This is a genomic window from Candidatus Methylopumilus planktonicus (genome assembly GCF_000981505.1).
In the GTDB taxonomy this organism is placed as follows: domain Bacteria; phylum Pseudomonadota; class Gammaproteobacteria; order Burkholderiales; family Methylophilaceae; genus Methylopumilus; species Methylopumilus planktonicus.
On record NZ_LN827929.1, the window covers coordinates 806,726 to 830,002 of the forward strand.

Sequence of the window (23,277 nt, forward strand, 5' to 3'; positions counted from 1 at the left end):
TTTCATCGAGATGAAATCACTCTTTTTTCTTTCCATGTTTGTCGCTCTCATTGGTACTTTGCTAGTTGCACTCATCAACATTGCTGCGACTAATTTAGGGACAGATAAACCAATTACATTGCTCTTTTTTTTCTACATAGCTCTTCTAATTGTATTTTGGCGCTTCAGCAAAGAGGCAAACCGTAAAAATGTCCAACAGGGCCAAATAATGGTCCATAAATTTATTTTACGCATGATGAGAATGGTTTTACAAACTGAATTATTAAATTATGAAAAAATCGGTGCCACCAGCATCCTCAATGCAATTGGTAGAGAAGCTCAAGTTCTCTCCACTTCAATTCCTCTATTAGTTGGCGCATTTACTAGTCTTTCAATAGTAATTTTTCTTATTATTTATACTGCTTTTATCTCATTTACAGCATTTGTAATCTTATCAATTTCAACATTAATAATCTTCTTGATAACATCACGTGCATTAATGAACTCACATAGAAATATTATGAAAGCTTGGCAAGGTGAAACGGTAAATTTTTCGCTTTACAATGATTTTTTATTTGGATTCCAAGAAGTCAAAGTTAACACTGAGCGCTCGAAAGCCATTACTTCAGAATTAATTCAACTTACAAAAAAATCACTTAAGGAAAAAACGGATGCACTTGTTGACATTACAAATTTTTTCGCATTCCTTCAAACAATGCTTTATATTCTAATTGGAATCATGATTTTTGTGGTGCCGATGCTTAGTGAGCACTTTGGAAATGATATCACGCAAGTTGCAACAACAACCCTCTTCTTAGTTGGTTCACTCAGCGCAACTATACAAATCATACCCTCTATCTCTCAAGCAAATGTTTCCGCAATGCGCTTACTGCTTATTGAAGAAGAATTAAAGAAAGAAGCTAATGATTTTATTGACCAAATAAGTATGGATGAGAAAATTGAAAGTATTACACTTGAAAATATACTTTTTCATTACAAACAAATTGAAAATACCTCTAATTTCACGCTTGGGCCCATAAATTTCCATTTTGCTAAAGGTAAAATATATTTTATTCGTGGTAGTAATGGTTCAGGTAAAACGACCCTACTCAGACTGCTTGTTGGCTTGATTCAACCCGAACATGGTTCCATTTCAGTCAATGGAAAAAAGGTTACAAAAAATATGTTGGAGGCTTACAGAAATAAATTTGCAATAGTTTTTAATAATTTTTACTTATTCAAAAAACTCTATGGGATTGCCAATTTTGAAGATACATATTTCGATGAGATATTAAGTTTGATGGAAATGAAGGAAAAAGTTAGTATTGATAGAGGGCAGTTTAGTGACCTAAAATTATCGACTGGACAGAGAAAAAGAATTGCCCTTATGGTGGCTCTATTTGAAAACAAAGATTTTATTATCCTCGATGAATGGGCTGCTGATCAAGATCCAGAATTTAGAAAAAAATTCTATACAAAAATATTGCCTATGCTGAAAAATCAAGGAAAGACCATTATTGCACTTACACATGACGACGCATATTATGATGTAGCAGACAAGATTATTGTGCTCGACAACGGAAAAATGGCATCATGAAAAAAAATAATGAAAAAAAGATTAGCCTGCTTCACCCTTATGGACTGATTCTTTTCATTCTCAGAACTTTGCTTGATTGGTTCAAGCGATATAGCATTACTATTATCCTTGTGACAATTGTCATCTCTGCATCAACAATTGTTCTATGGCCAAAAATAAGCGTACATGTTAAAGCTGGAGAGGTTGGTGTAATTTTCAGGCCGCTCAGTGGTGGAGTCGATACTTCTGCCCTAGCAGGTGAAGGTATCAACTTTAAATTTCCTTGGAACTCAATTGTTGTTTATAGTACACAGATTCAAAAACATGAGTTAAAAATTGAGATAATTACCAAGGATTTATTAAAGTCAATCGTGACTGTGGCATTTCAATACGAAATCAATAGGGATACAGCTCCACTTGTTCATCGATATGTTGGCGAAAAATATCTTGACAAAGTTATAATTCCTACAGTTGTGGCAATTACCAGAGGACAGATTTCAAGTTTTACTTCAGAGAAAGCATTCTCTGATGAAATATTTAAACTGCAAAAGGAGATTACAGTTCAAGCAGATACGGGAATCATTAATAACATCAGTCCGCCAGGGACCAGTGCCATTCGTTTAATTAAGATTAGTCAAATAGAAATAATAGATATACAGTTTCCTCCAGATGTTCAAAAGTCTATCGAAGAAAAAATTGCTCAAAGATCAAAACTTGAAGCTTACGAATATATTATTGCGACTGAACTTAAAGAGGCTGAAAGAAAAGCAATTGAAGCAAAAGGGATAAAAGATTTTCAGGATATCATTCAGACTGGTTTGACAAATAATTATCTAAGATGGAAAGGGATTGATGCCTCATCAAAATTAGCTAATTCGCAAAATGCTAAAATTGTAATATTCGGTCAAGGAACTGCTTCCCTTCCAATTATTATGGGTGATCTTGAGGGGTCTCCTATTGGTAAAAATCTCCAAAAAGACTTAGAAAAAATTAAAAAAATGGATGAGGGTGTGAAATACTAAGTTATGTATAAAATATTTATTACTTTTATTTGCCTATGCCCTACTTTTCAATATGTTTCATTTGCTTATGCAGAGACCTCTAATCAAATTAATAGCGGCTTTGAACGAAAAAATTTAAGTTCGGAGGTGGTTGCAAAAAATAAAATAAATGACAGGTCTATGACTGACCGACCAAATCCCTCAAACTCAATTGAAAAGGAAGAAACTTCTCAACATACACCGCGCGCTGGTTCAGAAGCAAAAGGAATTGTAGGTCCACGTTTTGTGGAACCAAATAAGGATCTTGTATGTTTTTTCTCTGCACTAAAATTCAATTGGCTTTATTTGGAAAGATTAACCTTCACTACAATGGGGATTTCAGATTGTGATAAGGAAAAGTATTACTCCATCAATGATCAGGGGATCATGGATAGTTTAAAAACAAGATTTAATCCCTATTATGTTAATAAAGAGGGAATTCATCTTATCACTGGGGACTTTCGAGCTGGGGTTAATGCAAATTATGTATATATTGGTACTGTTGCTATTTATCCTCTAGAGGAAACAAAAATTAGTTGGCCTAAATATTTGATGAAACAGTTGAATAGAAGATATCAGGGTACTCCTCCTTTTACACCCACAGCTATGGCAGGTATTAAACATTTCAATTTTGTAGAAGGTAGTAATTTAATAGTCCTTAAAAGTCCTAAAAAAGACCTATTCGTCTTAACCTCTTACGATAATGATCTGAAAAAATCCCTACAAAACATAAACGAAGATTTATTTAAAGTTATAAGTGGTACACAAACTCTAGAGGCTGGTTGGTCCTTTCATAATGTAACTCTTAAAAAACCTATGAGAATTATTACAAGCGGGCCAGATCATTTTATAGAAATAGTTTTAGATCGTTACGAAAACCGATACCAAAAAATTTCATTGGCGCTTAATATAAAAATACTAAATGAAGAAATTAATAACTAAAATAAAAGGTTCTTATGTATAGTAAAAATCAAATGTTTAAAAAGTTCTTTGTTATTCTTGTACCTCTATTTCTCATGGGATGCAAGACTCTCTATCCTCCGACTTTTGATCAACAAACTCAAGCATACACAAAGTCAATCGAACAATATCAAATTAATCAACTTTTCACTAATATCATTCGCGCATCTGAAAGTAGGCCTATTGCTTTTGTTGAGATTCCATCCGTACTCGGCAACGCGTCGTCTGCATCATCTTTAGGAGGCTCCTTTAGTTTGGCTGAAACTCAAGCAAATACAACACTATGGGGCATCTCGAACTTGACTGGTGCAGGTTTGTCTCCGAATCAAAGCTATTCACAAGGTTTTACTTTCACACAATCCTCGCTCGATAATGCTGTCTTTTGGAAAGAGTTTCTCAGCACGCTTAATCTTGAAAAAACAAAATATTTCGGCCTACATACATATCCGAGGGAATTAGTTTTCAAATTACTTATTGAAAATTTCAGCATAGTTGAAAAAAATGGTGATATGGAATTATTTCTGAATAATCCCTTATTTTCTGGTTATAAGAAGTTCGATGATCTGTTTAATTTTCTTATAGATAATGGCTTTACTCTTGCTGAATCAATATCTGAAAAAAATGCACCAAGATTCTGTCTTGCTAGACCCCCTCAGGAAAATTCGCAATACAGATTTGAAAAAGAATATTACTGTTATCCTGATCAGGTAAAATTCCCTGGAGAAAAAAAGTTAGTTATTTATGTCCGCTCTTCAAAAGATATTTTTGATTATGTAGGAAAAGTTGTGAAAGCGCAGCATTTACCCAATCCAGTTTATGTTGAAATTCGAGCAAATACTGAATACGTTTACAATGATGATCCAAAAAATAATAAAATTTTTGTTGCAATTAAAAATCCAAGTATGTTCACTGCAAGATATGCTCAAACTTATGATTTGAGGGGAACTAGCTATATTATCCCTGCTGAAGATAACGGATTTTCTCAGACAGTATTAAGTATCCTACACCAATTAGTTATATTAACTAAAATTCCAGGCTCAGCCGGACAAACGCCAGGTATCTTAGTTAGATGATTAAAATTTACTAATTCAATCAAAATGGAGATTATATATGCCGTACATTGATGTTACCGATGAGATTTTAGAAAATTCAGTACTGACTATAGAGGGGTGTTTGAATGTCCTGTGGACTGTTTATTGCACCTCTGCTGCATAAATCTTCTTGAAATATTGTGACCTTGATAACTCAATGATTAAGGTAGCATAAAATTATTAAACTGAAAGGCATACAAAATGGCTGGTGATATTTTTAGCACTCCAATTGGTTATGCCATTGCTGTTTTACCTATTTTTATTACCACTCGAATGATTATCTTTTTTTTAAGATACTGGACTCATGAACCCATAAAAAAAATTTTTGTAGTATATACTTTGGTAATAATCACAATTTGCATACTTTATGGATCAAGTTTCACGTATATCGGGGTCATGGAATACATGCCTGTGCTAGCTGTCCTTTTTCTAATAGACCTTATCTACATACTTCTAAAGATTAAAGGTTTTAGCTTACCAAATATTAATGATCTTCTCGCAAAGAAAAAATTACCTCCTAAAGATGAAAGATAAAACACAAGTAATTAACCTCTTAATTCAGAATATTTATTGCATATTTATGCCTCTAACAGGTGGTTAAATTTTGTTAAGTGGGCTTTGGAACTGGGATAGGATAATTTTTTTATTATTGAAAATTTAGAGGTCTAAAGCCAAATCTCAAAAAAATACAAACAAAACTGCCAAAAAAATAATAATTGGTGGGTCAAATGGTGGGTACAAAATTTTTACTAAATAACTTATACGATGTTACCTTATGGTTGGTAAATTTAGCCAGATGTTCAAAATACTTTAATTGTTAGTGAAAGTTATACGTCCTAGTTTTTAGGGGTTATAAAAAGGCTATTTATCCCCTCCACCCCTTCGTCTTATATATGGGATGTGGCACTAAAATTTTTGGTAAGAATTAAAGATTAATTAATATTCTTAAGAACACAAATACCAAACTTCTCTGTCTTCTCTTTCAGTCCTAATTTTTTGCATGTATTTTTTGCAATCTCAATTGGGTCTTGACTAGAAGTCTCATTAGGCTCATTTACTGATGAAGTTTGGTCTGTTTTAGGAAAACCGTTTTCATAAATTAACTCAGATATCTTTTCACCTTTATCATTCCATGATGTAACACGTCCATTAATAATATTGTCTTTATAATTTTCCTCAGATTGTTTTATGCCATTTCTATGCCAAGTAGTTCCTAACCCAGTAATCTTGTCCATACTGAAATTAATTTCAGACTTTTTTTGACCATTGTCATACCACCAAATTCTAGGTCCATCATTAATAGCTTCTGAATTAACAAATACGTATGAATACAGATACCCACCGTAATAATTTAAGGTGAATCTACATTTATCATCTTTTGAAATATATGTAATTTTTGGGTTATGGTAATTACTTACAGCTGGATTTTTTATAATTTTAGCTATCTCTTCGGAAGAACAATTTGCATAGCCATTAGTGCAAAAGACGAAAGAGACAAATAAAAATGAAGTTATTTTGTAAGGCATATTAATTTATGAGGATGACCTTATTACCTAGCTTAATAGCGTCCATTTTTTCAACACTAGCAGAATAATAACCATCAAAATGATTAGTGATGGTCGCTGTAATATGTTTTTTATCTGTTAATATTTTGACAGTACTTCCTTTTGATATTTCCTCTTCAATTGTAGATGCAAATACAACTGACTTATCTTTCTTCTTGATTGCAATAACAGTGCCAATTTGACCCATATTTTTATCTTCTGAATCAACTAAATCTCTGGCTTTAGAGGAGTCATCGTAACTTTCACCCTTGAATCTTGCTATACATTCTTTAAACTTTTTTGTTTTTGGCTTAAAGCCAATATCTTCACAAGTTTTATTGTAATCCTCAGTTGTAGTGTATGAAGCTTGAATGGTTGTATTTGAGTTGGTCTCAAATGTTTTTTCCTTATTAAATTTGTTTAGGCAGTTAATAAACAGTGTTGTATCAGGTATGAAGCCAATATCCTCACAAGTCCTTGCATAATTATCTAAATTTCTTTTTTCAGTATATGTATTAGTGGTATTTTGGCTGCTTTTTTCTGAGTAGGCTACTATAGTATTTGTATCATTTGAAGGCGCTTTTCTATATTGAGGATTATTTAGCATTGCAGTTCTAATATTTTCAACTCTAGTATCACTTGATGGATGCGTACTAAAAAAAGAGGAGCTTGCAGGAATAAGATTCTGCAGCCTAATAGCGCCATCAGCAGAATATCCTGCTGCCATCATATATTTAACTCCTTTCACATCAGCTTCAACTTCATCACTTCTTGAAAAGCTTGATTTAGTCAAATTTGAAGTTAATTCTAGCCCCTTCTCATAAAGACCCTTATAAGGATTTCTTGCAGAACCTCCATATGAATAATCAATTGCAATCATTGCTAAGCCTGCAAGTATATCTACGACTGCATTAGAAGTTTGTTGAGAGCCCATATGGTTTAATGTTAAGTGAGCAACCTCATGCGATATTACTGCAGCGAGAGCATCATAATCGTACCCAATTTTTTCTAACATCCCTAATGTATAAAGAGTAACTGGCTGACCATCTTGAAATGTAGCACCTGCATTCACAACGTCACTTGAAGAGATAATGAATTTTGGATAAATATGGGCTTGGTGAGAAATTTCTTTTCTTATTGAATCTAGTTTATTTATATACTCTGTTGTCAGTATAATTTGTCTTCCATTAGTTGTTTTTGCAGTAAGACCTGAATATATTTTTGATTGATGAACAACTGTATCTAAATCCCAAAGCGTATCTGCAAAAGTAAAGTTACTGAAAAGCAAACAAAGAATGAAAACAATTTTTTTCATTTCATAAGCTCCAAAACACAAATACCAAACTTTTCTGTTTTTGGTTTTAAGCCGAAGCTAGTGCATTTCTCTTTAGCATTTTCTAAAGATAGCTTTGTTTCTTTTAACTCTGGGGTACTTTCAACTATTTGACTAGCAAGCTTATCTTTAATTGAACACACATGATTAAAGTGATATAAAAATTGTCTTCCATGAGCTGTATCAAAAGTTGTAGTAAATTGCGAATTTTTCATTAATTTTTTTTCACAATCATAATTTGCTTCACTTGAAGAAAACATTTGTTTAGTTGATGGTTGGTATATGTGAATTTTGAAAGTAACGATAGACCCATGAATATTTTCTTTTGTAATATCCTCTGGACTCCAAGCGTAGAAAAAAATTCGTGGATTTTTTTCGAATTCATTTAAAGTTTGAACTAAAGCCATTATTCCAAAAAAAGATTTGCCATCAAGCTTAAAGCCACAAACTGCCTGTTTTGCAACAGCAGCATTAGTATTTTCAGCGAGTTGCATTTGATTTAACTTGAAGGAAAAAGTTTGTGAAAAAAAACTCTTTTCATATGCACCTAAACTGTCCTGAGTATTATTATCACAATGAACTCTCAACCATTCAATGTTATCTGAAGTTTTATTAGTTTGATATTGGTGTGTGACAGTGGGAATAAATATAAAATTGTCATTTGTTTTTTCTGATTTTGTATAGTCAGCAGAGATGGTCACTTTCTGTCCAAAATCTGCACTGAATGTTGTCCAATTCCAAGATATAGTCTTAGGGTCTTTCTTAACAATATCTGGTATTTCATAGCAATAAACTGAGCTTGAAAATAAACTTATAACAAGCATAAAGAAAAGTCTCATTTTAAAAACTCCAGAACACAAGCACCAAATTTCTCAGTCTTCTCTACAAAACCAAGATTCCTACATTTTATTTTTACCTTTTCTAACTGCTGCTCATTCAAATCTTTTTTTTCAGATTTAAGGAAATCTAATATGTCGTTTTTTCCACATGCTGTATTGTATAAAAATCTTAAATTCTTTGACTTCTCTTCTTTCAAATCATGAAAAATATTTTCTCCCGTACTCTCAAGCTTTTCTGAAGAACAATTCAGTATTAACTTATTCTTAAATCCCAATATTATTTTTCCTTTATTAAAGCCTGAATTGTAAGCATTGAAAGATATTATATTTTTATTTGTATTATCAATTTCAATTTCCTCAGGAATCCATGTAATAAGATGTCCTGTTTTATTATTAGGATTAGCATACAAAGCGAACATTAGTGCTTTTTTTCCATTATCAGCATCTGTAGGGCAAACAAACAATCTAGCTGTGTAATAGGTCATATTAGGGTCATTAGTTCTAGCTAGTGGATTATTCTCATAGGAGAATTTTCCATCTTTGTATGAACCTAAGTTTGTTACAAAATCTTCGTTGCAATTTATACGCATCCATTCAATTGAAGTCTTGAGTTTTTTAGAATTAAAGTCAATTGCATATATTGGAAGATAAATTGTTCCATCATTAGTCCTTTCATACTTATTAAATTCTCCTCTCCATGCTGTTTTATAATCATCCCCCATATTAAAGGTAGTCCATGCACCATTGGGTTCTGCCGCTGAATTTAATGTTTTATCTGAAATTGAATTTGCATTAATGGGTACAAATGCCACTGCAAAAAAAAGAAAATACTTTATTACTAGGGAATTAATTCTTAAGAATTGATAAAAGAGCTTATTCATGGAGTTTTATGTATCCTTAAACCTCTTGATGTTAAACAATCATAAGATATAAATGCTTTCTATTGACTAAGTACTTTTAAGTACATGGTGGACAAAAATATGGACAAAAACTAAATAAATGCACTTGTAAATGTCAGTGTATTCTTATGTAAACTATTGATTTTAAAAAGTTTACATTAGAAAAAACTTATATTAATATGGCGGAAGGGGCGGGATTCGAACCCGCGTTAGGTTATTCACCTAAACACGCTTTCCAGGCGTGCGACTTAAACCGCTCATCCACCCTTCCGGAAAGAGTCGGCATTATAACTGATACCTGACTTTACCTTTAAGAATCATCTTTTCTCTCTTGATTAAAGTGCTTACTCGTATTAAGGTTGTTCTATTGAATTTATTTACCGTACGTCTACCGCAGTACATCCGTTTTAATAATTTCATAACTTATTGATTTATATAGTATTTAATATTAATTAACTATTAACCTAGGGGCGATTCATGGGCTTAGAAACATTAAATAATCTTGGAGTAAAACATCCATTTAAGGCTAAATATGACAATTATATTGGCGGTAAATTTGTACCTCCACTAGACGGGAAATACTTTGAAAATATATCACCAGTGACTGGCAAAGTATTTTGTGAAGTTGCACGATCAAACGAAAAAGATATTAATCTAGCGCTAGACGCAGCGCATGCAGCCAAGGATGGCTGGGCAAAAAAGAGTCCTACTGACCGCGCAAATATATTGATGCAGGTAGCAGACATCATGGAAAAAAATCTTTCAACGATTGCGATTGCTGAAACAATCGATAATGGGAAACCTCTTCGCGAAACAACTTATGCTGACATTCCATTAGCGATTGATCACTTTAGATACTTCGCAAGTTGTGTAAGAGCTCAAGAAGGCAGTATCGGTGAGATTGATCACGAGACAATGGCTTACCATTTTCATGAGCCTTTAGGTGTTGTCGGACAAATTATTCCTTGGAACTTCCCTATTCTAATGGCAGCCTGGAAATTAGCGCCTGCGATTGCTGCAGGAAATTGTGTTGTGATTAAACCAGCAGAACAAACACCTGTATCACTTCTAGTCGTGCTTGAATTAGTAGGACATCTGATTCCTCCTGGTGTATTAAATATTGTGAATGGCTTCGGTTTAGAAGCTGGTAAGCCACTTGCAAGCTCACCACGTATTGCAAAAATTGCATTCACAGGTGAAACGTCAACAGGTCGTTTGATTATGCAATATGCATCACAAAATCTTATTCCAGTAACTTTAGAACTTGGTGGTAAATCGCCTAACATCTTCTTTGAAGATGTGATGGATAAAGACGATAACTTCTTTGATAAAGCACTTGAGGGCTTTACAATGTTTGCGCTTAATCAAGGTGAAGTGTGCACCTGCCCTTCACGAGCTTTAATACAAGAATCTATTTACGATAAATTTATGGAACGCGGACTCAAACGTGTTGCAGCTATCAAACAAGATAATCCTCTTGATATGGCAACCATGATTGGCGCTCAAGCATCGAGTGAACAAGTTGAAAAAATTATGTCTTATATGAAGATTGGTCAAGAAGAAGGCGCTCAACTCCTCATCGGCGGTAACCGTAAAAAATTAGGTGGTGAATTTGCAGAAGGATATTACATTGAACCTACTGTTTTTAAAGGTCATAACAAAATGCGTATTTTCCAAGAAGAAATTTTTGGGCCAGTCGTTTCTGTAACCACATTTAAAGATGAAGATGAAGCGCTTGAAATTGCAAATGATACGCTTTACGGATTAGGCTCAGGCGTATGGTCACGTAATGGTAATCGTGCATTTAGAATGGGCAAAGGTATTCAAGCAGGTCGTGTGTGGACTAACTGCTACCATGCTTATCCTGCACATGCGGCATTTGGTGGATACAAACAATCAGGTATCGGTCGCGAAACACACAAGATGATGCTCGATCACTACCAACAAACTAAGAATCTTTTAGTGAGCTACAGTGAAAATAAACTTGGCTTCTTTTAAGATTCAATTTAACTAAATTAAAGGCAAGACTTTTACGTCTTGCCTTTCTTTTTTATGGAAAAAACTTTTACACGTATAGATACAACCGAAGCTGCAGACACGCTGATTGATTCTTTAAAAGAAAAATATGGTGAAATCATATTTCATCAATCAGGTGGCTGTTGTGATGGAAGTGCACCTATGTGCTATCCCAAAGGTGAATTTTATTTGGGCGGCTCTGATGTCGAGGTAGGTATTACACATGGTATACATTTCTACATGGGTGCCAGTCAGTTCTCCTATTGGGAACATACACATCTAACGCTCGATGCCATCCCAGGCAATGGTGGCCAGTTCTCACTAGAAAATGGAACAGGCATGCGCTTTATTATTCGGTCGCGCTTATATAGCGATGAAGAATGGGCCTATTTAAGCCAACATCCTGCTAAACATTGCGAGTAAAAGGCGTTCCCTTAGGTTAAAATAATCATTGGCGGGCCTCCCCGCATTGTAATTTAGCCAACCTGGTCAGATGCGGAAGCAAGCAGCCACAACTAAAGAAACAAGTGCCGGGGGTCTGGCTCGCCTCTAATTAAATTGGATTGGTTAAAAATTATTCATGAGCTATCAAGTTCTTGCCCGTAAATATCGTCCCCGTTCGTTTGATACGCTTGTCGGTCAAGCGCATGTTGTGCAGGCACTCAAAAATGCACTTGATCAAAAAAGACTACATCATGCTTACCTTTTTACAGGCACACGTGGTGTTGGTAAAACTACACTAGCAAGAATTCTAGCCAAAGCTCTTAATTGCAAAGAAGGTATTAGTTCAAAGCCGTGTGGAACATGCTCTGCATGTGCCGAGATTGATCAAGGCCGCTACGTCGATCTTATTGAAGTTGATGCAGCATCTAATACGCAAGTCGATAATATGCGAGATCTTCTGGATAATGCGCAATACGCTCCGACACAAGGACTATTTAAAATCTATATTATCGATGAAGTCCATATGCTTTCAAAAAGTGCGTTCAATGCGATGTTGAAAACATTAGAAGAACCACCTGAACATGTGAAATTTATTTTAGCAACTACTGACCCACAAAAGGTCCCTGTCACTGTTTTATCAAGATGCCTGCAATTTAATTTAAAACAAATGCCATCTGCTTCTATTTCAGAATATATGGAAAAAATATTAAAAGAAGAAGCAATTAACTATGAAATCAATGCGATTTATTTAATTGCGAAATCTGCGAATGGCAGTATGCGCGATGCACTATCAATTCTTGATCAAGGTATCGCTTATTGCGGCGGCACAATAGAAGAAGCTACGATTAAAAAAATGTTAGGTGCTATTGATCAATCTTACTTATTTAATTTAGTTCATGCAGTCATTGATCAAGATGGTCATAAAGCTATTGAGATTGCGAAACAAATGGATGAAAGAAATCTATCTTTTGATGCAGCACTCAATGATCTAGCAAACCTAATTCAAACAATTAGTGTAACGCAAGCCATACCAGATAGCTTAGATGCCTCTTATCTTGATCGTGACCAAGTAATTGCGCTAACCAAAAAGATAAGTGCAGAACAATTACAACTTTTTTATCAAATTACTATATTAGGTCGACGTGATCTTTATTTAGCGCCCGATGAATATGCAGGCTTCACGATGACTATTCTCCGAATGCTGTCTTTTGCCCCACAAGATACAATCCTTGCAAAAAATTTAACGTCAGTAAAAACTGAACCAGTGCATAACGCAAATAAAATAGAGACTATCACAAAGTCAAACGACGATTCCTCTGAAGCCTTTGAAATTAAAAAAAAAATTGAAGTAACTCACGAGGCTGATGAAAATATATCAGATCAAGATACATCAGATCAAGATATACCGAAAGAAGTAGTCCCATTCAATGGAAATTGGCGTGAACTTGTTGACCAATTAAAACTAGGCTTAGTCAAAGCACTTGCCCAGCAGTCTGAACTAGTCAGTTTTAAAAATAACGAAATAATTTTATCGATTGCAGATGAACACAAGCATCTGCTCAATGAAACCTATCAAAAAAAATTAGAATTGAGTTTGTCTGAACACTTTGCTCAACGCATTAAACTTGTGATCTTACAAAAAGGTGCAAATAATTCACCGCTTAAACAAAAACAAGAAGAACGGTCAACACTTATGAAAGATACTGAAAATGCTATTCTTCAAGATCAATTCGTAAAATCACTACTTACTGAATTTAATGCTGAAATTATTCCATCAAGCATTAAACCTAATCAAACTACATAAGGAGTCATCATATGATGAAAGGCGGCATGGGTAATTTAATGAAACAGGCGCAAATGATGCAAGCTAATATGCAAAAGGCGCAGGATGAACTTGGACTTATTGATGTTGAAGGTTTGGCAAGCAATGGGCTTGTTAAAATTGCTATTTCTTGTAAGCATCAAGTTAAAAAAATATCGATCGATCCTTCTGTCATGAACGATCATGAAATGCTAGAAGATCTTCTCATTGTGGCTTTTAAAGATGCATTACAAAAAATTGAACAAACTACCAATGCCAAGATGGGTAATATGATGCCTCCTGGTATGAAACTACCTTTCTAATTTTACTGCATGAAAAATACTGAAGCACTCGAACAGTTAGTTGATGCCCTAAGGTGCTTACCAGGTATTGGTCCTAAATCGGCCTTACGCATGGCTTACCATCTTCTTCAGCACAACAGAAAAGGTGCCTCACAACTCTCAAGCGCTATTGCTAACGCAATCGAATTGGTGGGTCACTGCTCTTATTGCAATAACTTTTCTGAAGAAGTGGTTTGCTCACTTTGTTCATCCAAAGATCGAGATGCCTCAATTCTTTGTGTGATCGAAATGCCAAGTGATCTCATGATGCTAGAACAAACGCACTCTTATAACGGCATGTATTTTATTTTAATGGGTAAACTCTCACCTTTAGATGGTATTGGTCCAAAAGATATTCATTTAGATAGGCTTTTAAAACGTCTCGATGCTGGAATCGTTAAAGAAGTGATCTTAGCGAATAATTTTACGGTGGGCGGAGATGCTACTGCTCATTATGTCACTGAACTCCTTAAAGCACGCGGCATTCGATTAAGTCGAATAGCAAGAGGTTTACCTATGGGTGGTGAAATTGAATATGTAGATAGCGGGACACTTGCCCAAGCTATGATTGAACGTAAAATAATTAAAGATTGAGATAGTCCAAGAGCTCAGATGGCTTATCAATGATATATTGAGCGCCCCAGGATTTTGCATCATCCCCTACTTCTAAATAACCGTATCGTGCCGCCATACTTACCATACCAGCATCATTTGCTGCCATGACATCACGCCTATCATCACCTAAATAAATAATGTCAGATGGTTCTATTGAGAGCATCTGTGATGCTTTAATAAGCCCTTCTGGTGAAGGTTTCGGCACACTGACATCATCACCTGCAATAAGACATGCTGCGCTCTTTAAAAGCGGATGGGAAGACACAATAGGCTGCGCAAATTTCTTGGCTTTGTTTGTCATAATACCCCAAGAAATTTTTCTAAGGTTTAAAGTATTAATTAATTCTTCAATACCTAACATGCATTGCATATTTAGATTAAATACTTCTTTATAGATATCTAAGAATTCTTGAACACGCGCATCAAAAAGAGGATCATTTTTATCCATGTTAAACCCAGCTTTCAGTAAACCCGCCGCGCCATGCGAAGCGTACGGCCGTCCTACTAAAAAAGGAATGGGGGGTAAATCATACTGCTGTCTTAATTGATTAAGCGCTCCTACAAGTTGCGGTGCACTATCAATCAAAGTACCATCTAAATCAAAAAGAACAGCCTCCATAATTAATCTTTTGTGACTTCAAGAAGATAATTCACCGAAACATCATCGCCCAATTTATACACATCCGTGATTGGGTTATAAGTCATACCTTTTAAGGTAACAACCGTTAGATCTTCTTCTCGACACCAAGAAATGAGTTCAGAGGGTTTAATAAATTTTTCGTAATCATGTGTGCCACGTGGTAATAAATTTAGAATATATTCAGCACCAATCACTGCAAATAAATATGCTTTTATGTTGCGATTAATGGTCGACATAAAAAGTGTGCCACCTGGTTTTAAAAGTTTCGCACATAATGCCACAACTGCTGAAGGTTCTGGCACATGCTCTAGCATTTCCATACATGTGATCACATCAAAAATAGGTTTATTTTTTGAAGTAAAGGCTTCTAGGGAAGTACATTGATAATCAATATCTATCTTCGTTTGCAGCGCATGGAGCTTTGCAATGTTGATCACTTTCTCACCCATATCAATCCCTGTGACATCCGCACCCAGATTTGCCATAGATTCAGAAAGAATGCCCCCTCCGCAACCTATATCGAGCACTTTTTTACGCTTTAAATTAATTTTTTTATGGATAAAATTAAGGCGGAGAGGATTGATATCGTGAAGTGGCTTAAATTCACTCGTTTTATCCCACCATTTATGAGCGAGCTCATTAAATTTAGCGATTTCTTCTTCAGAAACGTTTATATGTTTTGTTTTATCTTGAGTTGCCATCTGAGTGCTATGTCCTTACATGATTGAATATCAATGGATGTTAAGTGTCCCTCTTCATATTGCAATAAACCATTCACCCACACATGACTGACCTCTTCACGCGTGGTTGCATAAACTAAATGACTCATAGGGTCGAACATAGGCAATGTGGATAAGTGATCCATATTAAATACTGTTAAATCTGCAAACTTTCCTTTTTCAATCGACCCAATACAATCTTCAAGCCCTAGTGCTTTTGCAGCATTAATAGTGACCATATCTAATGATATTTTAGCGTCAAGTATCGCAGGATTTTTTGTCATACCTTTAGCAAGCAAAGATGCTAATTGCATATCATGCAATACGTCTTGTTTATTATTGCTGGCACTTCCGTCTGTACCAATACATATATTAATATGGTTTTTTTGTAACGCTTCAATATTAGCGATACCACTGCCTAATTTTAAATTGGATGTCGGGCAATGAATGACCGATGCAGATTCTTTTGAAAGTGTGGATAAGTCTTCATCGTTCAAATAAACAGCATGCACTGCCATAAATTGTGGGCTTATGATCCCAAGACGATTGAGTCTCTCAATGGGTCTTATTTGATATTGTTTTAGGCTCTCACTAATTTCATTTTCTGTTTCATGGATATGCATATGAATCGTGAGATTAAGTTGATTCGCATAAGTTAACACTTGATTTAAGGTTTTATCTGAGATTGAGTATGGTGCGTGCGGGGCTAAGCTTGATGTGATCAGACTTTCATCACGCCAACCATCTCTGGCTTCAAGCCCTTTCATTAGATAATCTTCTCCATCATTTGCGTAATTCGAAGGATAATCCATCACAAAAAGACCGATGTTAGCTCTCATACCACTTTGTTTAATCGCACGAGATGCAGCTTCAGGATAAAAGTACATTTCATTAAATGTAGTCACACCACTCTTTAACATTTCAGCGCATGCAATAAGTGTGCCATCATGCACAAAATCAGGTGTGACCCATTTTTTTTCAAGTGGCCAAATAAAGTCATTAAGCCATGTATCAAGGGGTTGATCGTCGGCAAAACCTCTAAATAAATTCATCGCAGCATGTGTATGTGCATTAATAAGGCCAGGCGTAACGATATGATGATGGAGCTGAAAGTGCTGATTGGATTGATAAAGAGACGCGACTTTTTTAGTCTCAATAATATCGATGATTCGATCCTCATCAATAATAATCGAATGATCCTCGAGTACTTTATTGTGAGGCCTAACGGGACAAATCCATTTGGCAGAAATAATCGTACTGACAGGTTGGATACGCGTATCTGTCATGAGCTATTATTCGAAGGGATGTTTAAGGACGATCGTTTCATCACGCTCAGGGCCAGTCGATACAACATGAATAGGCACTTCGCATAATTTTTCTAATGTCTTGAGGTAAAGCTGCGCATTTTTAGGAAGATCATCCATCGATTTAATACCGAAGGTGCTCTCATCCCAGCCATCGACTTCAATAAAAATTGGTTTACAACGCTCTACTTGATCAGCACCCAAAGGAAGAAGATCAATTTTTTTACCGTCTAATTCATAGCCCACACAGATACCGATTTTTTTAATGCCGTCTAAAACATCAAGTTTGGTGATACATAATCCTGTGAGACTATTAATCATCGCGGAGCGTTTTAATGCAGCTGCATCAAACCAACCACAACGTCTTTTTCGTTTAGTCACTGTACCAATTTCCTTACCTTTGGTTGACATTTGATACCCTGGTGTCTCTTGAGTTTCTATATCAAGTTCACTCGGAAAAGGTCCGCCACCGACACGCGTCGTATAAGCTTTTGTGATACCTAAAATATAATGCAACATATGCGGACCCACACCAGCACCTGCTGCTGCTTGACCTGACACGCAATTTGATGAAGTCACATAAGGATAAGTCCCGTGATCAATATCTAAAAGTGAACCTTGCGCGCCTTCGAATAGTAAATTCTTATTTTTAGCATTTGCTTCATAAAGTTTTTGTGAAACATCAGCAAGATATGGTTTTATTTTTTCTGCATGCGTCATCGACAGATCAAACTGCTGATTGACGTCAATCGGATCTTTTTTTAAGTAATGTTGCAAGACAAAGTTATGGTAATCCATAACTTCTACAAGTTTATTTTTAAAATTATCTGGATTAAGTAAATCGTAAACGCGGAGCGAGCGACGAGCCACCTTGTCTTCATAAGCAGGGCCAATACCTTTACCGGTAGTACCAATTTTAGCTTCACGCATTGCTTCTCGACCTTGGTCGAGTGCTACGTGATGCTTTAAAATTAAAGGGCACCCTGGACTTACAAATAAACGACTTTTGACTTCAATGCCATCGGCTTCAAGCGTCTTGATTTCGTGAAGCAAGTGCTCAATATCGAGTACGACACCATTGCCAATAAAACAATCTACATTTTTACGAATAATGCCTGAGGGTACTAAATTTAGTTTATATTCTTTTTGGCTTGAGCCTTGGCCAATGACTAATGTATGACCTGCATTATGTCCCCCCTGAAAACGAACGACACCTTCTGCGTGATCCGTTAACCAATCGACAATTTTACCTTTACCTTCGTCGCCCCATTGTGTACCAATGACTACTAAATTTTTTGCCATCTTCAATTAAACCGTTTTGACTTTCCACGCTTTGCTCGCGTCTTGAATCAATATGCGATCACAATTATTTTGTATCGCATTCATATGGCCAAATAAATCAATCGCAACAATTTCACCTTGTTGACGTAATGACTCAATTGCATTTTGTAATTCACTATCAATTCCTTGAGGAGCTAAAATGGCTTTCGCTTTTTTACCGCTAGGAAATAAAGTGACAATATTTTTTAAATCCATCGTGAAGCCTGTGGCTGGACGATTACGTCCAAATGATGCGCCAATATTGTCATAGCGACCACCCAATGCAATGGGCGAATAGCACTGATCTGCATATACTGAAAACACTAAACCATTGTGATACTGATAGCCACGAATGTCACTTAGGTCATATGACACTTTAATTTGATTGTGTTTTAAAGCTTGATCAAGTTGGTTTAAAAATTGCAGCGCACTTTTAATAGCCTTATCTTGCGGCAATACTTTCTCAGCTTCTTTTAGGATATTGACATCACCATAAAGGCTTACTAAAGCAATGAGTGCATCTCGATTTTTTTTATCTATTGATTTGGTTAAACTAATCACTTCTGATTTATCTTTTTTCTGCATCGCTTGATACAAAAGATCAAGATGATCACGTGCCATATTGGATGATGCAATTAGGGACGTAAAAATATCAAGATGATTAAAATCAAATACTGGATTTTGAATGCCGATGGTACTCAGTGTTTTAATTAAAAGCGTTTGAATTTCAAGATCAGCTTCGATACCTTTAAACCCATAGAGCTCAGCTCCAATTTGGAATGGCTCTCTTGACTGAAGAAAGCTGGCTGGCTTTGTTCTTAACACCGAGCCTGCATAAGACAATCTTGTGACTTCATCATTTTGAATAAGGTGTGCATCAATACGTGCGACCTGAGGTGTGATATCAGCGCGAACACCCATAAGTCTTCCTGTCAACTGATCGACGACTTTAAATGTATCGAGATCCATATCCTGACCATTACCATTTAAGGATTCAATGTACTCCAGCATAGGAGGAATGACATATAAATAGCTGTGCGTTTGATAGAGATCAAGAATAGATCGTCTTAATGACTCGAGATAGACTGCTTCATCGGGAAGCATGTCTTCAATATAATCTGGGAGTGTCCATTGATTCATCCGCTATCGGCCTAAAAATAAAAAAATTAATCCTAGTGAAAAAGATATAAAACCCATAAAACGAATCTGACCACCTTTCATGGTAATCATTTTTTTGAAAGTATTACGCCAGCCCTCTGGAAGAAAAAGAGGCATGATACCTTCTAAAATCAACATAAGACCAATTGATAATAAAAGCCAACTTTTCATTTTTACTCTTTATTTCTTCTTAGAACTCCGCAAGTATTTTAAAAAGTCAGAGCTTGGGTCAAGGACCATAATGTCACTTTTATCTCTAAAACTATTTTTATAAGCCTCTACACTTCTATAAAAAGCATAAAACTCCGGATTTTTACCATAGGCATTGGCATAAATTTCTGCAGCTTTTGCATCGCCATCACCTTTTAATTTTTGAGCTTCTTTGTATGCTTCTGCAATGATAATATCACGCTGTTTTTCTGCATCTGCACGAATTTTTTCTGATGCAGCAAACCCTTGAGAGCGAAGTTCATTCGCGACAGATTTTCGTTCTGCATCCATACGTTGATACACTGATTCACTTACCTCTTTGGGAAGATCCACTCGTCTTAAACGTACATCTAAAATTTGAATTCCGAGAGAACGTAGATCACGATCCGCGCGCTCAGTTAAAATTTCCATAATTTCAGATCGCTCTCCTGCGACCACATTCTGGATTGTTCTTTTACCGAATTCTGCACGTAAACCATCATTTACAGTTTGTGAAATTCTTCTTTCCGCTTGAACTTCGTCTCCTTTGACTGAAACGTAGTATTTAGCTGGATCAATAATTTTCCACTTGATGAAAGAATCAACCAAAACATTTTTCTTTTCACTCGTAATAAAACGATCAGCTTCTTGCACGTTAAGCGTCAAAATACGATTATCAAAAAACCGTACATTTTCAATAAGAGGGGTTTTAAAATAAAGTCCTGGTTCTTTTTTGATGGATACAATTTCACCCAGCCTAAACACTATCGCATGCTCCCTTTGATCGACAGTATAGGTCGATGTGGCAAGAATCATGATCGTCAGTAGGAAGCCAGCTACTATATAAGGTATTTTTTTCATAGTCATTATCTTATTTCTCGCTCTCTTGATTTAAATGCGTCTCGTGATCTCTCCAAGTTTTGAAGAGATGTTTGGTTCATATCAATTTGAGGGGAGACATTAATGGGAGACGATACGTTGTCTTTAATATTGGCTGAACCTTGTTGAATAAGTTTATCTAGCGGCAAATATAAGAGGCTATTTGAACTCTTTTGATCCACAATGACTTTTGACACGTTCGATAAAATTTGCTCTTGCGCTTCGATATAAATACGATCTCTCATCACCTCGGGGGCGCGATTATATTGTGTCAGTATTTGTTCAAAACGACTTGCATTACCTTTCGCTTCACTTTCAACTCTGACACGATAACCTTGGGCTTCAGAGGCTAATCTTGAAGCTGTACCTTTAGCTTTTGGAATAACATCATTCGCATAAGCTTGTCCTTCATTTTTTTGACGCTCTAAATCTTGTTTTGCTTTGACTGCATCGTCGAATGCGGCTTGAACTTGTTCCGGCGGCTGTGCATTTTGCATCGTGACACTTGTCACATTAATGCCCGTATTGTATCGATCCAAGATTTCTTGCATGAGCTTTTTGGCCTTAACAGCAATCTCTTCGCGACCTTCATATAACGCAAAATCCATTTTACTCTTGCCTACAATTTCGCGGATCGCACTTTCAGCAGCACCTCTCACGGAACCATCTGCAGAGCGGTTATTAAATAAAAAAGCTTCAGCGGATTTGAGGTTATATTGCACTGCAAACTGAAGGTCAATAATATTTTCATCATCCGTTAACATCAATGACTCTCTTAGTTCTTTGGCTCTACCAGCAGCATCGCCTGCGGACCGATAACCCACTTCAATGGTACGCACTTGTTCAAGATTAACCACCTCAGCTGACTCAATCGGATATGGAATATGCCAACGTGGTCCTGGCATGGTCACTTCTGTATTTTTACCAAATCTTAAAACAACACCTCGTGAACCCTGGTCTACAATATAGAAGCCTGTAGCTGCCCAAAGCAGGACCATAATAAGGACAATCGGTACGATAGGAAGTTGGTCATTTCCTGGGTTTGGTGACGCATTGCCTCCGCTAGGTTTGGGTATTTTTTGATCTATTTCTTTTTTACCAAACATGCGGCCTATTTTTTTTCTTATATCGTTTAAAAGCTCGTCTAGATCCGGAGGTCCTTCTTCTTGATTGTTATTTTGTCCAGGGGTTTTTGCCATAAATTTATACTACCTAATTAATTAAGGGGATTTTCTTCAAATATTTCGGTTTCAGCTGAATGCTTTGCAACATATAATTGGAGGATAGCCTCTTTTAAAAGTTCAATACCCTCGCCTGTCTTTGCAGATAACTGAATAGTTGAAATTCTACCATATTCATCTTTTTCATGATTCGCCTTTATATCAAGTCTATCAATCTGATTTAAAACAAGAATTTGTGGTATTGACGCCGCTTTAATCTCTTCTAGAATCTTATTCACCGCAATGATTTGCTCACTATGATTTGGGTTGGCCATATTCACGACATGAAGCAGTAAATCAGCCTCTCTTGACTCTTCAAGAGTCGATTTAAACGCCTCAATCAAGGTGGTAGGAAGCGCCTTAATAAAGCCCACCGTATCTGAGATCACACATTCCACCCCTTCTTGAATGAAAAGTTTTCGAGAGGTAGTATCAAGCGTTGCAAAAAGCTGATTCATCGCTAATGCATTCGCATGCGTTAGCTGGTTAAAGAGAGTGGATTTACCCGCATTGGTATAACCTACAATGGAAATGTTGAGCACATTCGACCGACTTCTTTTTTTTCGCTGCATTGTTCGTTGTCGTTTTAATTTATCTAATTTTTCTTTCAACTGCTTAATGCGAAGTTTTAACATCCGGCGGTCAAGTTCTAATTGCTTTTCACCGGGGCCTCCTCTTACACCAATACCCCCTTTTTGTCTTTCTAAGTGACTCCAGCCTTTAATTAGTCTTGTCGATAAGTGATCAAGCTGCGCTAATTCGACTTGAAGTTTTCCTTCGTGACTTTTAGCACGCTTTGCAAAAATTAATAAGATGAGTGCAGTACGATCAAAGATGCGCGTACTAAAATATTTTTCTAAGTTTCGCTCTTGGGAGGGGCTGAGGTTATGATTAAAAATGACGGTATCAGCTTTTGACTCTTGAATGATGAACTTCACTTCTTCGGCTTTTCCTGAGCCTAAAAAATACTTAGGGTCGGGGGCTGATCTCTTAATATTCACTGTGCTGACAATATTCATGTCAGCACTTAATACGAGCTCTTTAATTTCTTCGACACTCTCTTCGAAATCGTTATCACCAAAGTTAATACTGATTACACAGGCGGACTTTCCTTCGTTCGGACGTTCAAACATCAATCATCGTCTGCTGGAGGCTCTATGTTGACATTACGCATAGGTACGATGGTTGAAATAGCATGTTTATAGACGAGTTGACTCACAGTATTTTTTAATAAAATAGCGTATTGATCGAATGACTCAATATTGCCTTGTAATTTAATACCGTTCATTAAATAAATAGATACTGATACATGTTCTTTTCTGAGTTGATTTAAAAACTCATCTTGTAGATGTGTCGTCTTTTTTTCCATA

24 protein-coding genes, 1 tRNA gene and 1 other RNA gene are annotated in these 23,277 nt (G+C 36.0%); 11 read left to right on the top strand and 15 right to left on the bottom strand.

The genetic code is table 11. The features are described 5' to 3' along the window. Window positions 1-10 precede the first annotated feature (10 nt). From BN1208_RS04310 to BN1208_RS04330, 5 genes are all read left to right on the top strand, one after another. Window positions 11-1,576 carry a cyclic peptide export ABC transporter gene (locus tag BN1208_RS04310; protein ID WP_046488224.1) on the top strand — a complete coding sequence of 522 codons (1,566 nt, stop codon included), beginning with the start codon at window positions 11-13 and terminating at the stop codon, window positions 1,574-1,576. Continuing rightward, on the top strand, window positions 1,573-2,577 hold the full coding sequence (locus tag BN1208_RS04315) for a prohibitin family protein (RefSeq protein WP_046488226.1): 1,005 nt from the start codon (window positions 1,573-1,575) through the stop codon (window positions 2,575-2,577). Before BN1208_RS04310 ends, BN1208_RS04315 begins: the two co-directional genes overlap by 4 nt. A gap of 3 nt (window positions 2,578-2,580) precedes the next feature. Continuing rightward, complete coding sequence (locus BN1208_RS04320; RefSeq protein ID WP_046488228.1) at window positions 2,581-3,537, top strand: hypothetical protein; 957 nt, start codon at window positions 2,581-2,583, stop codon at window positions 3,535-3,537. 14 nt (window positions 3,538-3,551) lie between these two features. Further along, window positions 3,552-4,628, top strand: coding sequence for a hypothetical protein (locus BN1208_RS04325; protein WP_046488229.1), 1,077 nt, complete (start codon window positions 3,552-3,554; stop codon window positions 4,626-4,628). A gap of 219 nt (window positions 4,629-4,847) precedes the next feature. Beyond that, window positions 4,848-5,180, top strand: a complete 333-nt coding sequence (locus BN1208_RS04330) for a hypothetical protein (protein WP_046488231.1) — start codon at window positions 4,848-4,850, stop codon at window positions 5,178-5,180. Between the two features lie 398 nt (window positions 5,181-5,578). On the opposite strand, the gene BN1208_RS07140 is transcribed toward BN1208_RS04330, so the two are convergent. The 5 genes from BN1208_RS07140 to BN1208_RS04355 form a co-directional block, all read right to left on the bottom strand. Beyond that, a complete protein-coding gene (locus BN1208_RS07140; protein WP_052734635.1) occupies window positions 5,579-6,172 on the bottom strand; it encodes a toxin-antitoxin system YwqK family antitoxin in 594 nt (197 codons plus the stop codon). Between the two features lies 1 nt (window position 6,173). Further along, the gene (locus BN1208_RS04340; RefSeq protein WP_046488233.1) at window positions 6,174-7,505 is read right to left on the bottom strand and encodes a M48 family metalloprotease; all 1,332 of its coding nucleotides are present in this window, start codon (window positions 7,503-7,505) and stop codon (window positions 6,174-6,176) included. After that, window positions 7,502-8,362 carry a hypothetical protein gene (locus tag BN1208_RS04345; protein ID WP_046488235.1) on the bottom strand — a complete coding sequence of 287 codons (861 nt, stop codon included), beginning with the start codon at window positions 8,360-8,362 and terminating at the stop codon, window positions 7,502-7,504. Before BN1208_RS04345 ends, BN1208_RS04340 begins: the two co-directional genes overlap by 4 nt. Beyond that, on the bottom strand, window positions 8,359-9,243 hold the full coding sequence (locus tag BN1208_RS04350; protein ID WP_046488237.1) for a hypothetical protein: 885 nt from the start codon (window positions 9,241-9,243) through the stop codon (window positions 8,359-8,361). The genes BN1208_RS04345 and BN1208_RS04350 overlap by 4 nt, the downstream gene beginning before the upstream one ends. A gap of 198 nt (window positions 9,244-9,441) precedes the next feature. Continuing rightward, window positions 9,442-9,532 (bottom strand) — tRNA-Ser (locus BN1208_RS04355). Window positions 9,533-9,738: 206 nt separating this feature from the next. Here BN1208_RS04355 and adh point away from each other — a divergent pair. The 6 genes from adh to recR all read left to right on the top strand — a co-directional run bounded on the left by adh (window position 9,739) and on the right by recR (window position 14,457). Beyond that, complete coding sequence (adh, locus tag BN1208_RS04360; protein WP_046488239.1) at window positions 9,739-11,259, top strand: aldehyde dehydrogenase; 1,521 nt, start codon at window positions 9,739-9,741, stop codon at window positions 11,257-11,259. Between the two features lie 54 nt (window positions 11,260-11,313). Continuing rightward, a complete protein-coding gene (locus tag BN1208_RS04365; protein WP_046488241.1) occupies window positions 11,314-11,700 on the top strand; it encodes a DUF779 domain-containing protein in 387 nt (128 codons plus the stop codon). A 30-nt stretch (window positions 11,701-11,730) separates the two neighbouring features. After that, window positions 11,731-11,828, top strand: an RNA gene (gene ffs / locus BN1208_RS07205) — signal recognition particle sRNA small type. Between the two features lie 29 nt (window positions 11,829-11,857). Beyond that, window positions 11,858-13,525 (top strand): DNA polymerase III subunit gamma/tau, encoded by a 1,668-nt coding sequence (gene dnaX / locus BN1208_RS04370; RefSeq protein WP_046488243.1) that lies wholly within the window; start codon window positions 11,858-11,860, stop codon window positions 13,523-13,525. A gap of 11 nt (window positions 13,526-13,536) precedes the next feature. Further along, the gene (locus BN1208_RS04375; RefSeq protein WP_046488245.1) at window positions 13,537-13,845 is read left to right on the top strand and encodes a YbaB/EbfC family nucleoid-associated protein; all 309 of its coding nucleotides are present in this window, start codon (window positions 13,537-13,539) and stop codon (window positions 13,843-13,845) included. 9 nt (window positions 13,846-13,854) lie between these two features. Continuing rightward, the gene (gene recR / locus BN1208_RS04380; protein WP_046488246.1) at window positions 13,855-14,457 is read left to right on the top strand and encodes a recombination mediator RecR; all 603 of its coding nucleotides are present in this window, start codon (window positions 13,855-13,857) and stop codon (window positions 14,455-14,457) included. On the opposite strand, the gene BN1208_RS04385 is transcribed toward recR, so the two are convergent. The 10 genes from BN1208_RS04385 to hfq are packed head-to-tail and all read right to left on the bottom strand — an operon-like array spanning window position 14,447 to window position 23,276. Next, on the bottom strand, window positions 14,447-15,097 hold the full coding sequence (locus BN1208_RS04385; protein ID WP_052734636.1) for an HAD family hydrolase: 651 nt from the start codon (window positions 15,095-15,097) through the stop codon (window positions 14,447-14,449). The two genes, recR and BN1208_RS04385, sit on opposite strands and share 11 nt — an antisense overlap. 2 nt (window positions 15,098-15,099) lie before the next feature. Then, window positions 15,100-15,819: a bifunctional 2-polyprenyl-6-hydroxyphenol methylase/3-demethylubiquinol 3-O-methyltransferase UbiG gene (gene ubiG, locus BN1208_RS04390; RefSeq protein ID WP_046488248.1), complete on the bottom strand. Its 720-nt coding sequence runs from the start codon at window positions 15,817-15,819 to the stop codon at window positions 15,100-15,102. Further along, window positions 15,789-17,123: a TRZ/ATZ family hydrolase gene (locus BN1208_RS04395; RefSeq protein WP_046488249.1), complete on the bottom strand. Its 1,335-nt coding sequence runs from the start codon at window positions 17,121-17,123 to the stop codon at window positions 15,789-15,791. Before BN1208_RS04395 ends, ubiG begins: the two co-directional genes overlap by 31 nt. A gap of 6 nt (window positions 17,124-17,129) precedes the next feature. Further along, window positions 17,130-18,443 carry an adenylosuccinate synthase gene (locus tag BN1208_RS07345; protein ID WP_046488250.1) on the bottom strand — a complete coding sequence of 438 codons (1,314 nt, stop codon included), beginning with the start codon at window positions 18,441-18,443 and terminating at the stop codon, window positions 17,130-17,132. A 6-nt stretch (window positions 18,444-18,449) separates the two neighbouring features. Then, window positions 18,450-19,601 carry an ATP phosphoribosyltransferase regulatory subunit gene (locus BN1208_RS07350; protein ID WP_046488252.1) on the bottom strand — a complete coding sequence of 384 codons (1,152 nt, stop codon included), beginning with the start codon at window positions 19,599-19,601 and terminating at the stop codon, window positions 18,450-18,452. Between the two features lie 3 nt (window positions 19,602-19,604). After that, a complete protein-coding gene (locus BN1208_RS04410; protein ID WP_046488254.1) occupies window positions 19,605-19,790 on the bottom strand; it encodes a DUF2065 domain-containing protein in 186 nt (61 codons plus the stop codon). A gap of 9 nt (window positions 19,791-19,799) precedes the next feature. Next, window positions 19,800-20,669 (bottom strand): protease modulator HflC, encoded by an 870-nt coding sequence (gene hflC / locus BN1208_RS04415; protein ID WP_046489292.1) that lies wholly within the window; start codon window positions 20,667-20,669, stop codon window positions 19,800-19,802. A 5-nt stretch (window positions 20,670-20,674) separates the two neighbouring features. Next, the gene (gene hflK / locus BN1208_RS04420; RefSeq protein ID WP_046488255.1) at window positions 20,675-21,886 is read right to left on the bottom strand and encodes an FtsH protease activity modulator HflK; all 1,212 of its coding nucleotides are present in this window, start codon (window positions 21,884-21,886) and stop codon (window positions 20,675-20,677) included. Window positions 21,887-21,903: 17 nt separating this feature from the next. Beyond that, window positions 21,904-23,040: a GTPase HflX gene (hflX, locus tag BN1208_RS04425; protein ID WP_046488256.1), complete on the bottom strand. Its 1,137-nt coding sequence runs from the start codon at window positions 23,038-23,040 to the stop codon at window positions 21,904-21,906. Then, complete coding sequence (gene hfq, locus BN1208_RS07300; protein WP_046488257.1) at window positions 23,040-23,276, bottom strand: RNA chaperone Hfq; 237 nt, start codon at window positions 23,274-23,276, stop codon at window positions 23,040-23,042. Before hfq ends, hflX begins: the two co-directional genes overlap by 1 nt. Between the last annotated feature and the right edge of the window lies 1 nt (window position 23,277).